Annotated in this window: 13 protein-coding genes; 10 read left to right on the plus strand and 3 right to left on the minus strand. The window is 34.7% G+C overall.

Features of this window, described 5'->3' with window-relative positions; all coding sequences use genetic code 11:
- Window positions 1-105 precede the first annotated feature (105 nt).
- Window positions 106-489 (minus strand): sporulation phosphorelay system protein KapB, encoded by a 384-nt coding sequence (gene kapB / locus KFV12_RS04395; protein WP_254257393.1) that lies wholly within the window; start codon window positions 487-489, stop codon window positions 106-108.
- 62 nt (window positions 490-551) lie between these two features.
- Between kapB and KFV12_RS04400 the strand changes: the two genes are divergently transcribed.
- The 9 genes from KFV12_RS04400 to KFV12_RS04440 all read left to right on the plus strand — a co-directional run bounded on the left by KFV12_RS04400 (window position 552) and on the right by KFV12_RS04440 (window position 9,240).
- Window positions 552-1,145 (plus strand): peptidylprolyl isomerase, encoded by a 594-nt coding sequence (locus tag KFV12_RS04400; RefSeq protein WP_111714355.1) that lies wholly within the window; start codon window positions 552-554, stop codon window positions 1,143-1,145.
- Window positions 1,146-1,506: 361 nt separating this feature from the next.
- A complete protein-coding gene (locus KFV12_RS04405) occupies window positions 1,507-1,707 on the plus strand; it encodes a hypothetical protein (protein WP_111715502.1) in 201 nt (66 codons plus the stop codon).
- Window positions 1,691-1,948, plus strand: coding sequence for a DUF1871 family protein (locus KFV12_RS04410; RefSeq protein ID WP_170122427.1), 258 nt, complete (start codon window positions 1,691-1,693; stop codon window positions 1,946-1,948). The genes KFV12_RS04405 and KFV12_RS04410 overlap by 17 nt, the downstream gene beginning before the upstream one ends.
- 77 nt (window positions 1,949-2,025) lie before the next feature.
- On the plus strand, window positions 2,026-2,397 hold the full coding sequence (gene ygs, locus KFV12_RS04415; RefSeq protein ID WP_096078102.1) for a S1 domain-containing post-transcriptional regulator Ygs: 372 nt from the start codon (window positions 2,026-2,028) through the stop codon (window positions 2,395-2,397).
- A 151-nt stretch (window positions 2,398-2,548) separates the two neighbouring features.
- Window positions 2,549-4,093: an L-glutamate gamma-semialdehyde dehydrogenase gene (pruA, locus tag KFV12_RS04420; protein WP_239242303.1), complete on the plus strand. Its 1,545-nt coding sequence runs from the start codon at window positions 2,549-2,551 to the stop codon at window positions 4,091-4,093.
- Window positions 4,094-4,193: 100 nt separating this feature from the next.
- Complete coding sequence (locus tag KFV12_RS04425) at window positions 4,194-5,387, plus strand: ornithine--oxo-acid transaminase (RefSeq protein ID WP_099580466.1); 1,194 nt, start codon at window positions 4,194-4,196, stop codon at window positions 5,385-5,387.
- A 92-nt stretch (window positions 5,388-5,479) separates the two neighbouring features.
- The gene (locus KFV12_RS04430; protein WP_254257394.1) at window positions 5,480-6,727 is read left to right on the plus strand and encodes a Glu/Leu/Phe/Val family dehydrogenase; all 1,248 of its coding nucleotides are present in this window, start codon (window positions 5,480-5,482) and stop codon (window positions 6,725-6,727) included.
- 319 nt (window positions 6,728-7,046) lie between these two features.
- On the plus strand, window positions 7,047-8,207 hold the full coding sequence (locus KFV12_RS04435; RefSeq protein WP_240838074.1) for an iron-containing alcohol dehydrogenase: 1,161 nt from the start codon (window positions 7,047-7,049) through the stop codon (window positions 8,205-8,207).
- Window positions 8,208-8,367: 160 nt separating this feature from the next.
- Window positions 8,368-9,240, plus strand: coding sequence for a glycerophosphodiester phosphodiesterase (locus KFV12_RS04440; RefSeq protein ID WP_254257395.1), 873 nt, complete (start codon window positions 8,368-8,370; stop codon window positions 9,238-9,240).
- A gap of 13 nt (window positions 9,241-9,253) precedes the next feature.
- Here KFV12_RS04440 and argH read toward each other — a convergent pair whose 3' ends face one another.
- Together argH and KFV12_RS04450 are read right to left on the minus strand one after the other, a co-directional pair.
- Window positions 9,254-10,630: an argininosuccinate lyase gene (argH, locus tag KFV12_RS04445; protein ID WP_254257396.1), complete on the minus strand. Its 1,377-nt coding sequence runs from the start codon at window positions 10,628-10,630 to the stop codon at window positions 9,254-9,256.
- Window positions 10,623-11,828, minus strand: coding sequence for an argininosuccinate synthase (locus KFV12_RS04450; protein ID WP_111714362.1), 1,206 nt, complete (start codon window positions 11,826-11,828; stop codon window positions 10,623-10,625). Before KFV12_RS04450 ends, argH begins: the two co-directional genes overlap by 8 nt.
- 293 nt (window positions 11,829-12,121) lie before the next feature.
- On the opposite strand from KFV12_RS04450, the gene KFV12_RS04455 reads away from it, so the two are divergent.
- Window positions 12,122-13,468 (plus strand): glucose-6-phosphate isomerase, encoded by a 1,347-nt coding sequence (locus KFV12_RS04455; RefSeq protein ID WP_254257397.1) that lies wholly within the window; start codon window positions 12,122-12,124, stop codon window positions 13,466-13,468.
- Window positions 13,469-13,481: the final 13 nt, after the last annotated feature.

Here is a 13,481-nt window from a genome sequence, read left to right on the forward strand (position 1 = left end):
ACGGATTTATTTCTAATGGTTTAATTCGATGACAACGTATCATCTATTCCTTAAATAAGAAGAAACAGATTAAAATTAAAAAATCGTCATATAATTGTCACTTTTTTATTCCGGGAAAGAAAACTTGTACTGACGTTCATAATCATGCTTTAAATTTGTTAATGTTTCGAGCGCTTTCCTATTAAATGAAGTGTCTTCGCTCATTAATTTTTGCTCCATTTTTGATACTGCCTGAATTAATGAATCGACATATGGGAGTATTTCATTTGTATAAGGTTTCAGTAAATTTTCATCTACGATACGTTTTTCTTTATGAGAGAGTGCTTTACGTTCATGGAAAAATACATTTTCAACCTCTCCTCTATTATGCAAATCTCCCTGCATTGGGTGGGTGATAACACTTTCAACGCTAACCAGAACACCATTTGGCTGTTCCTGAACTTTCTCTACAATATAAATACCAGATTTGTGCATAAGTCTAAAATACATATTTCTCATCCTTTTTGTGTTAATATATTATGGTAATAATCATATCATGAAGGAGCTTAAAAATGACTAATTTTCCGCAATTAAATACAGAAATTTCAGAAAATGAACGTTTAGTAGAAATGGTAACAACAAAAGGAACAATGAAAATTAAATTATTCCCGGAAGTTGCACCAAAAACAGTTGAAAACTTTATTCAGTTATCCGAAAAAGGATATTATGAAGGTATTATCTTCCACCGTGTTATTAATGATTTCATGATTCAAGGTGGAGACCCAACTGGCACTGGTATGGGTGGAGAGAGTATTTACGGAGATAAGTTTGAAGACGAATTTTCTATGGAAGCATTCAACTTATATGGCGCTTTATCTATGGCCAATGCTGGGCCAAACACTAATGGCTCTCAATTCTTCATCGTTCAGATGAAACAAGTACCAGCTCAAATGTTATCACAATTAAAACAAGGTGGATGGCCAGAAGAGATTGTTGATAAATATGCTGAAGTTGGTGGAACACCTTGGTTAGATCAAAAGCATACAGTATTTGGTCAAGTCGTTGAAGGATTTGATGTATTAGAAACAATCGCTAATGTTCAGGTTGGTCCACAAGACAAGCCGGTAGAAGACGTAGTGATTGAAAAGATTAACGTATTAAAATAAATGTTGCATAGGGCTAAACGCTTTGTCGACGACCTGGATAAACGGCGTCTCACTTGCAGTCCTTTCGACAAAAACAAAACTTTCCTTAAATCAAAGAGCGATTTATAGGAAAGTTTTTTATTTTGCTTAGCACTAAACGCAAGTTCGACGACCTGGATAAACGGCGTCTTCAAAGCAGACGCTAGGCAAACTTCAACAAAGCATTCAAAATCAAAGAGCGATTTTTTAGCATTGTTTCCAGTTTGCTTGCGTCTAAACGCTTTGTCGACGACCTGGAATAAGTCATGAAATGTTCATGACTTATTCTTTTTTTGTGAATTTTTAATGATATAATAATTTATTAGATTAGGGGTGATGCATGATGATGGAATTTTTATATTTTCCGGAAAATAAGTGGGAATATGTCCCGGCAGTGTTATCATTAATATTCTTTATGACACTTGCGTATATTTCTTTTAAAATGTTTAAAAGAAATTCACTGAAACAAGAAGAAAAGTTTAAAATATTTGAAGCTGAAGTGATGCGAAAACTTGAGGATGAACGCCATGAATCCAGATTTTAATATAGCAATGTACAAAATTTTAAACAACTGGAACCCGATGCAACTTGAAGATGCTTCTCAAGGAGATATGGAATATTACGAAATAATGGATATCGTACATCAAAAATTATCTATTGACGAAACAATTCAGAGAATATCAGAAATTTTCATGCATAGTTTTGAACAGTCACCTGATAAACAAGAAATTAAAGATATTTTAAATGAAATTTATAAATTACGTGCAACTTGTGAAATCGTGTAGCAACTTACTAGCTACATGATTTTTTTATACTCATTTTTATGGTAAAATAATGATATTAAAAATGAGGGATAAATATGATGAATAAAAAGTACAAAAAGGGACAGTTTATTAAAGTTAAAGTGACAGGCATACAACCATATGGAGCATTTGTTGAGACTGATCAGCATACAGAGGGATTAATACACATTTCTGAAGTGATGAATGATTATGTCCACAACTTAAATTTATTTCTCTCAGTGGGTCAAATTGTTAAAGCGAAAATTCTCGACATTTCTGAAGATGGTAAATTAAATTTATCTTTAAAAGAAAACGATTATTTTAAACGTCAGGAACGAAAAAAGGAAAAGAAATCAGTACTTGAAGAACTTAAACAACCAGAAAATATTGGTTTCGAATCGTTACGAGAAAAACTGCCAGAATGGGTAGAAAAGGGAAAAAAACTACAATAGTACAGTGGTTTCTTTCTTTAATTTATGCATGTTTGTGCATAAAAAATTATTTTGCAAAATTTAAGTATTAAGGGTTGAAGTATTTCTTAAAATTAGTCATTATATAGTATGTAAGGGTTTTCTATTAAACAAACAAAGAGGAGGCAATGTAATGATTTCGTACAAACACGAACCATTCACAGATTTTAGCGTCGAAGAAAACAAACAAGCGATGTTAAAAGGCTTAGAAACAGTAAATGCATATTTAGGAGAAGATTATCCATTAGTAATTGGTGGAGAACGTGTAATGACTGATAACAAATTACGTTCTTTCAATCCTTCAAATAGAGAAGAAACTATTGGTCATGTATCTCAAGCAACTCAAGAACATGCTGAGAAAGCTATGGCTATTGCAAAAGAAACATTTGAAACTTGGAGATCAACTAATCCAGCTATGCGCGCAGATATCTTATTCCGTGCAGCAGCGATTATTCGTCGCAGAAAAATGGAATTCTCAGCACTTTTAGTTAAAGAAGCTGGTAAGCCATGGAATGAAGCAGATGCTGATACTGCAGAATGTATTGACTTCTTAGAATTCTATGCGCGTGAAATGTTACGTTTAAAAGACGGTGTTAAAGTTGAAAGCCGTCCAGGTGAATACAATAGATATGATTACATCGCATTAGGTGTTGGTGTTGTTATCTCACCATGGAACTTCCCATTAGCGATTATGGCAGGAACTACTGTAGCACCACTCGTTACAGGTAATACTGTATTATTAAAACCATCTTCAAACACTTCTGTAGTTGCATATAAATTCGTAGAAGTTTTAGAAGAAGCGGGTATGCCTAAAGGTGTAGTAAACTATATTCCTGGTTCAAGCCGTGATATTGGAGACTTCATTGTGGATCACGTTGACACACGTTTCATTTCATTCACAGGTTCACGTGATGTTGGTGTTCATATTTATGAGCGCGCAGCAAAAGTACACGAAGGTCAATTAAACTTAAAACGTGTTATCGCTGAAATGGGTGGAAAAGATACGATCGTTGTTGATAGCGAAGCTGATTTAGAGTTAGCTGCTGAATCAATTGTTAAATCTGCATTCGGATTCTCAGGTCAAAAATGTTCTGCATGTTCTCGTGCAATTGTATTAGAAGATGTTTATGATGAAGTTGTTGCAAAAGTAAAAGAAAAAACTGAAAAATTAACTGTAGGTAATCCAGAAACGAACGAACACTTCATGGGACCTGTTATCGACGAAAAATCTTTAAATAAAATTAAAGAATACATTGAAATTGGTAAACAAGAAGGTAAATTATTAGTTGGAGGAACGACAGAAGAGTCTGTTGGTAACTTCGTGAATCCAACTGTATTTGTAGATGTTAAACATGATGATCGTATTATGCAGGAAGAAATCTTTGGTCCTGTTGTAGGAATTGCTAAAGCAAAAGATTTCAAAGAAGCGATTAAATTTGCAAACGATACTGACTACGGTTTAACTGGTGCAGTCATTACAAATAATCGTGAACATTTAGAAGAAGCACGTCGTGACTTCCATGTAGGTAACTTATACTTCAACCGTGGATGTACTGGTGCGATTGTTGGATACCAACCATTTGGTGGATTCAAAATGTCAGGTACAGACTCTAAAGCTGGTGGACCTGATTACTTAGTACTTCACATGCAAGGTAAAACAACTTCAGAAATGCTTTAATTTCGATGTTTGTACTTTAACAATCAAATAATTAATTTAATAAAGCAGTAGTGTGAATTCACTACTGCTTTTATAAAAAATTGTAAAAAGGGGAATAATAATGACTAAATCACAAGATATCATTGAAATTACAAATCATTACGGTGCACCAAACTATCACCCACTTCCAATCGTTATCTCTGAAGCTGAAGGAGTATGGGTAAAGGATCCTGAAGGGAATAAATACATGGATATGTTATCTGCTTATTCAGCAGTTAACCAAGGGCACCGTCATCCTAAAATTATTCAGGCATTAAAAGACCAGGCTGATCGTGTTACTTTAACTTCACGTGCATTCCACAGTGATCAATTAGGTCCTTGGTATGAAAAGATTTGTAAGCTTGCTGGTAAAGAAATGGTATTACCTATGAATACTGGGGCTGAAGCTGTTGAAACTGCTATTAAAGCTGCACGTCGTTGGGCATATGATGTTAAAGGTGTAGCAAAAGATCAAGCTGAAATTATCGCAATGAAAGGTAATTTCCATGGTCGTACGATGGCTGCAGTATCTTTATCAAGTGAAGCAGAATATCAACGTGGATACGGTCCATTATTAGGTGGATTCAAATTAGTTGAATTTGGTGATATTGAACAAATCAAAGCAGCAATTACACCTAATACAGCTGCAGTATTACTTGAGCCAATTCAAGGTGAAGCAGGAATCAATATTCCAAAAGACGGATTCTTAAAAGAAGTTCGTGATCTTTGTACTGAAAACAATGTATTATTTATCGCTGATGAAATTCAAGCTGGTCTTGGACGTTCTGGTAAAATGTTTGCTACTGATTGGGATAACGTAGTGCCAGACATGTACATTTTAGGTAAAGCATTGGGTGGCGGAGTATTCCCTATCTCATGTGTATTAGCAGATAAAGAAATTCTAGAAGTATTTAATGCAGGAAGCCACGGTTCTACATTCGGTGGTAACCCATTGGCTTGTGCAGTTTCAATGGCAGCTTTAGATGTTCTGGTTGATGAGAAGTTATCTGAACGTTCTTTAGAATTAGGGGAATACTTCCAATCTAAATTAAAAGAAATCGACAATCCAATTATTAAAGAAGTTCGTGGTAAAGGATTATTTATCGGTGTTGAATTAACTGAAAATGCACGTCCATATTGTGAACAATTAAAAGAATTAGGCTTATTATGTAAAGAAACACATGATACTGTAATTCGTTTTGCGCCACCATTAATCATTTCTCAAGAAGATTTAGACTGGGCGATTGAAAAAGTTAAATCTGTATTCGAAAAATAAATGGTAGCGTTTTCAAAAAGGGCTTTTAAAAGATTTTAAATATGTTACAATAAAAATTGAAGTACTTAAGAATGAAAAAGAGGGCGAATAACATGTCAGAAAACACTACAAGTTTAGTATCATCTACACAAAATATAATTCATGAAGCATTGGATAAACTTGGTTTCGATGAAGGAATGTACGATCTAGTTAAAGAACCTTTACGTTTATTAACAGTGCGTATTCCAGTTAAGATGGATGATGGAACAGTAAAAACTTTTACAGGTTACCGTGCACAACATAACGATGCAGTAGGACCTACTAAAGGTGGCGTTCGTTTCCATCCAGATGTTGACGAAGATGAAGTTAAAGCTTTATCAATGTGGATGACTTTAAAATGCGGTATCGTTGATCTACCATATGGTGGTGGTAAAGGTGGAATCGTTTGTGACCCACGTCAAATGAGTATTCACGAAGTAGAACGTTTATCACGTGGCTATGTACGTGCAATTTCTCAAATTGTTGGACCAACAAAAGATATTCCTGCACCGGATGTATTTACAAACTCACAAATCATGGCTTGGATGATGGATGAATATAGCATGATGGATGCGTTCAACTCTCCAGGATTTATTACAGGTAAACCGATTGTATTAGGTGGATCACAAGGACGTGACCGTTCTACTGCATTAGGTGTTGTAATTGCGATTGAAGAAGCGGCGAAACGTCGTGGAAAACAAATTGAAGACTCACGTGTTGTTATACAAGGTTTCGGTAATGCAGGAAGCTTTTTAGCGAAATTCTTATATGACATGGGTGCTAAAGTTGTAGGTATCTCTGATGCACATGGTGCATTACATGATCCAAACGGATTAGATATCGACTATTTATTAGACCGTCGTGACAGCTTCGGTACTGTAACGAACCTTTTTGAAGATACAATTACAAACAAAGAATTATTTGAGTTAGATTGTGATATTTTAGTACCAGCAGCAATCTCTAACCAAATTACGAAAGATAACGCACATGATATTAAAGCTGAAATCGTAGTTGAAGCAGCAAATGGTCCAACTACACCAGAAGCAACTAAGATATTAACTGAACGTGGTATCTTACTTGTACCAGACGTTTTAGCAAGTGCTGGTGGTGTTACTGTATCTTACTTCGAGTGGGTACAAAATAACCAAGGTTACTACTGGACAGAAGAAGAAGTAAATGAAAAATTACGTGAAAAATTAGTTAAAGCGTTTGATAATGTTTATTCATTAGCAGAAGCTAGAAAAGTAGATATGCGTTTAGCAGCATACATCGTAGGTATTAAACGTACAGCAGAAGCTGTACGTTACCGTGGATGGGCATAAGATTATTGAGACACACTCTTTTATGGGTGTGTCTTTTTTATTAATAAGTTCTGAAATTGGGGAATCACCAATTTCGAAAGAGAAAAGTAGTCTGAAATTGGGGAATCACCAATTTCGAAAGAAAAAAGTAGTCTGAAATTGGGGAATCACCAATTTCGAAATAAAAAAGTGGACTGAAATTGGGGAATCACCAATTTCAAAATAAAAAAGTGGACTGAAATTGGATATTCTATGTAAAGAGTCATTTTTAAGTCGAATAAATACCAAAAATCGAATATTTCTAATACAATAAACACAAATAGAAAGGAGATTATAAAAAATGAACGATTTTACATTTCAAAATCCAACGACTTTAGTCTTTGGTAAAGAGAGTACTGACCAATTACCACAAATGATTGAAAAATTTACTGAGGGTAAGAACATCTTATTAACATATGGTGGAGGTAGCATTAAGAAAACAGGTCTTTATGATCGTGTTATCAAATTATTAGAAGGCTACAATGTGTTTGAACTTGCTGGTATTGAACCAAATCCACGTCTTTCAACTGTAAAAAAAGGTGTGCAGGCAGTAAAAGATAACAATATTGACTTTATTGTTGCAATAGGTGGGGGTTCAGTTATTGACGGTACTAAGTTAATCTCTGCTGCTTCAACAAGTGATGTTGATCCTTGGGATATTGTTACAAGAAAGGCAACTGTTGAAAGTGCAGTTCCTTTTGGAACGATTCTTACAATCTCAGCTACTGGTTCAGAAATGAATTCAGGTAGTGTGATAACTAACTGGGAAACAAATGAAAAACTTGGTTGGGGTTCTCCACTTGTATTTCCTAAATTTAGCTTGTTAAATCCAGAATTACTATATACATTACCTAAAAATCAGACAGCAAATGGTATTATCGATAGTATGAGTCATTTACTGGAGCAATATTTCAATGAAGCGTCAAATACTGAAATCGGAGATGCGATGATCAGTGGGGTAATGAAAGCAATCATGAAAGCTGGTCCTGTAGCAATGGAACAACCTGAAAACTACGAAGCACGTGAGACAACAATGCTTGGCGCAACAGTTGCATTAAATGGTTTCATGCGATTAGGATATGCTGGGGACTGGGCGACACATAATTTAGAGCATGCAGTTAGTGCTGTATATGATATCCCACACGGTGTCGGATTAGCAATTATCTTCCCGGAATGGATGCGTTATGTGAGCAAGAAATCTCCAGCGCGATTCGTTAAGTTTGCTGAGGATGTATTTGATGTCGATAGTCGTTTATCTGATGAAGAGAAAATTAATTTCGGAATTGATGCGATTTCTAATTTCTGGACTTCTCTTGGTGCACCAACGAAATTATCCGAAGTTGGGGTAAAAGAAGAAGACTTAGAAGTATTTGCAGAGAAAACTTTAATCTATGGACCTTATGGTAACTTCTATAAACTTCAAAAAGAAGATATTATGGCAATTTATCAAGCCGCATTATAAATCTTTGAAAGCCTAACATAGGCTTTCTTTTTTTAGATTTTTGATTAATTTTGTAAGCTAAATGTAAAAATTCTAAAGTTTATTTCTTAATTCACATTTATTGATTAACTTCTATTAAAATTTATTTGTTACATTAATTAAATTTTGCGGAGGTTATACAATGAGGAAAACAATTCGAGTGATCATTGCTACTTTATTAGGTATTACTTTAACTACACCACTTTCAGTCAATGCAAAAACGTTGAAACACGAAGAATTTATGAATGTTGCACATCGTGGAGCTAGTGGTTACGCACCTGAACACACGTTCTTTGCATATGACAAAGGGCATTATGAAATTGGTGCAGATTATATTGAGATTGATTTACAAATGACGAAAGATGGTCATTTAATTGCATTGCATGATGAAAAGTTAGATCGTACGACAAACGGTACAGGTTTAGTTAAAGACCATACATTAGCGGAAATTAAACAACTAGATGCTGGCTCATGGTTTAATGAAAAGTATCCTGAGTATGCAAATGAAGCATATGTTGGCGCTCAAGTACCAACATTGGATGAAGTGATCAGTAGATACGGGAAAAATGCTAATTACTATATTGAAACGAAGTCACCGGACGTTTACCCTGGAATGGAAGAAGCTTTATTAGCAGTGCTAGATCAACATGGTTTACTTAAAAAAGGGCGTTTAAAACAAGGACATGTTTTAGTACAATCATTCTCAAGCGAGAGTTTATTAAAAATGCATCAACTCAATTCAGATGTTCCTTTGGTACAATTAACAAGTAAAGGATTTATGTCTTCAGCAACAGAAGCAACATTGCGTCAAATTAAAACATATGCTGATGGCTTTGGTCCAAGCTTTCAGGACTTAACGAAAGAAAATACAGCATTACTAAAATCAATTGGTTTTGAAATACATCCTTATACAGTTAATAAAGAAGAAGATATGCGACGTTTAAATGATTATGGTGTCGATGGTGTATTCACAAATTACCCGGACGTTTACGAACGTATTTCAAATGAAAAATAAAAACAAGGCGAGTCTAATTTAACTTAGACTTGCCTTGTTTTATTTGTGCTAAAACTGATTGCGTGCTTGTACCGTTATAATTTGTTCTTCGTTCAACGGCAGATTTTGGAGCTAATATTATATAAATTTCATCATTAATTTCAGGATGAATTGCTTTGTATCTTTCTAACGAAACATCTTTTAAATATATGTTCTCTTTTATACATTCAGCGACGAGTTTACCTGTTATAGCATGTGCTTCTCTAAATGGTATACCGAATCCGACGAGGTAATCAGCAAGTTCAGTTGCATTTGAAAAGTCTTGTTCAAGCGTATTTGAAATATTTTCTTTATTAATTTGCATTGTATCGATCATGCCGCTATAAATTGTTAAACTATCTAAACAAGTCTCAATTGAGTCAAAGAATGATTTCTTATCTTCCTGTAAATCTTTATTATAGGCAAGCGGTAATGATTTAAGTGTCATTAGCATACCAATATAATTGCCAGCGACTGTTCCGGATTTGCCACGTACGAGTTCTGCCATATCAGGATTTTTCTTTTGAGGCATAATAGATGATCCTGTAGAATAAGCATCACTCAACGTAATAAAGTTAAATTCATGAGAACACCAAATGATGATTTCTTCTGATAATCTGGATAGATGCATCATGATTAGATTGATATTATTCATTGTCTCAAGAATATAATCTCGATCACTTACTGCATCGATACTATTTGGGTAAATGTGATCAAAGTTTAATAGTTCAGCAGTCTGTTGCTGATTGATTGGATAAGTAGTTCCTGCTAAAGCACCTGAACCAAGCGGTGAGATATTAATACGTGATAGACTTTCCTCTAATCTTTCTTTATCACGTTGTAACATCCAGAAATAACTCATCAAATGATGTGATAATAGTATCGGTTGTGCACGTTGTAGATGTGTATAGCCTGGAATAATGACTTCAATATTATCTTCTGAAACATGAAGGATACTTTGCTGAAGTTTTGTGAGCGCATCAATCATTAACTTCACTTTTTTCACAGTAAATAAATGCATATCTGTCGCCACCTGATCATTACGTGAACGCCCAGTATGCAGTTTTCCGGCAACTGGCCCAATTTTTTCGGTTAACAGATGTTCAATATTCAAGTGAATATCTTCATACTTTGATGAAAAAGTAAGTGTATTGTTTTGATGATCCACCTTAAGTGATTCGAGTCCTTCTTTAATTTGATTTGTTTCATCATGCGTTAAGATATTACTATCACCAAGCATTGTAACATGAGCAATACTGCCTTCAATATCTTCATAAAATAGAGCCTGATCAACATCGATAGACTGATTGAATTTCTCAACGAGCGCATCCATGGATGCTTCAAAGCGTCCTCCCCATAATGCATCACTCATTAAAATCACCTCTGTAAACCTCTGTTGCTAATTTTGTAGGTAATTCGTATATTTCAATAAAGCCGACACTTGCTTGTTGATTAAACGCATCCTCTTTTGTATATGTTGCGAGTTTCTCATTATATAGTGAGTTATCACTTGTACGTCCAACAACAGTAATATTACCTTTATACAGTTTAACTTTAACTTTTCCATTTACATATTGCTGCATATCATTGAGCATATTTCTAATATGATCTGATAATGGAGAGAAGTATAGTCCATTATAGATGAGGTTTGCAAATTGTTGTTCAACATATGGTTTAAAGTGTTGCACATCTTTCGTAAGCGTTATTGTTTCTAAAGCCTGGTGGGCATTAATAATAATCATAGCACCTGGTGCTTCATACACTTCACGAGATTTAATACCGACAAGTCTATTTTCAACGTGATCAATTCTACCGACGCCGTGTTCCCCACCTATTTTATTCAGTTGTTTAATCAGTGTATGTAATGGTAAGTTTTCTCCATCGATTGCAGTTGGCAGTCCGTCTTTAAACGTAATTTCGAGATAAACTGGATTGTCTTGAGCATCAACGGGTGACTTTGTTAATTCGTAGGCATCTTCTGGTGGTTCTATATATGGATTTTCTAAAATACCACATTCGTTACTTCTTCCCCATAAATTTTGATCGATAGAATACGGTGAATCAAGATTGATTGGAATCGGGATGTTATGTACTTTAGCGTATTCAATTTCTTCTTCACGACTAAATCCCCAATCACGCACAGGTGCTAACGTCTTTATACTCGGATCTAAACTATGGATTGCAACCTCGAAACGTACCTGGTCATTTCCTTTTCCTGTACAACCATGTGCGATATATTGCGCATCGAACTGATGTGCAACTTTTACAAGTTCTTTAGCGATAAGTGGACGGCTAAGGGCAGAAATTAAAGGATATGTATTTTCATATAAAGTATTACCTTTAATCGCATAGCTTAAATAATCTTGTGCATAAACTTCTACCTGGTCTAACATAATGGATTCAATTGCTCCAACTGTAAGAGCTTTTTCTTTTACAGTCTGAAGGTCTTTACCTTCGCCAACGTCTAGACAACAAGCGATGACATCATAACCTTTTTCAATAAGCCATTGAATAGCAACACTTGTATCTAAACCTCCTGAATATGCAAGTACAACTTTTTCTTTTGCCATAAATAAAAACTCCTTTATAATAAATATTTGATATTATGAATTAATATACATATAAAGATAGCAGAATAGAAAATTGATTTCAAGTGTTTTATTCATAAAAGTGCATAATTATAGAATAATAATTTTGTTTAATTATTATTTAAGTGCTCTATAACAAGTATTCTAAGAAAGAATCAAATGTCATAAAAATTTAAATTTTATAAATATGTATACGCTTACAAAATGCGATTCCATTGAGATGTATGTTTGGTTAGAGTACAATAAATGTGAATTTACAAACAGGAGGATTTATGATGACACATATTAAATTTGATTACAGTACAGCTGAAACTTTTTTTGGTCAGCACGAATTAGAGCAAATGCAGTCGATTGTTAAGGATGTACATAGCACAATTCATGATGGAACAGGTGCAGGTAGCGACTTTCTAGGATGGGTGAACTTACCGAAAGATTATGACAAAGAAGAATTTGCACGTATTCAGGCTGCTGCGAAAAAGATTCAGTCTGATAGTGAAGTGCTGGTAGTTATCGGTATCGGCGGGTCTTATTTAGGAGCGCGTGCAGCGATTGAAATGTTAAACAAATCGTTTGATCATTTAAAAACTGAACAAGGTAAACCTCAAATCATCTTTGCAGGCCACCAATTATCTTCTTCATACTTAAGCGACTTAATCGAATATGTAAAAGATAAAGAATTCTCAGTTAACGTTATCTCAAAATCAGGAACGACAACTGAACCTGCTGTAGCATTCCGTGTATTTAAGAAATTATTAGAAGAAAAATACGGTAAAGAAGACGCGAAGTCTAGAATTTATGCGACTACTGACAAAGCTAAAGGCGCTTTAAAATCACTTGCAACAACTGAAGGATATGAGACATTTGTTGTACCTGATGATGTGGGAGGACGTTTCTCAGTATTAACAGCTGTAGGATTATTACCGATTGCAGCAAGTGGTCATGATATTGAAGCAATGATGCAAGGTGCAGATCAAGCGCGTATCGATTTAGGTTCAGATAGCTTAAAAGAAAATATTGCATATCAATATGCCGTTATTCGTAATGTTCTTTATAATAAAGGTTACACAATCGAAATGTTAATCAACTATGAGCCGAGCCTTCAGTACTTCAATGAATGGTGGAAACAATTATTCGGTGAATCTGAAGGTAAAGACTTTAAAGGTATTTATCCATCAAGTGCCAACTTCTCTACTGACTTACATTCATTAGGACAATATGTTCAGGAAGGTCGTCGTGATATTTTTGAAACAGTTGTGAAAGTACAAAATCCAAGAGCGGATATCACGATTGAAGCAGATGATAATGATTTAGATGGATTAAACTTCTTAGCAGGTAAAACATTAGATTTTGTTAATACGAAAGCATTCCAGGGTACAATTTTAGCGCATAGTGATGGTGGTGTGCCAAACTTGGTAGTTGAAGTACCACAACTGGATGCATTCACGTTTGGTTATATGGTTTATTTCTTCGAATTAAGTGTAGCGATGAGTGGCTACTTATTAGGTGTGAATCCTTTTAATCAACCTGGTGTTGAAGCATATAAACAAAATATGTTCGCATTATTAGGTAAACCAGGATTCGAAGATAAAAAAGCTGAACTTGAAGCACGCTTAAATAAATAATATCGTTGTCTAA

Origin of the sequence: Macrococcus epidermidis, from assembly GCF_024205965.1 — a bacterium.
GTDB lineage: Bacteria > Bacillota > Bacilli > Staphylococcales > Staphylococcaceae > Macrococcoides > Macrococcoides epidermidis.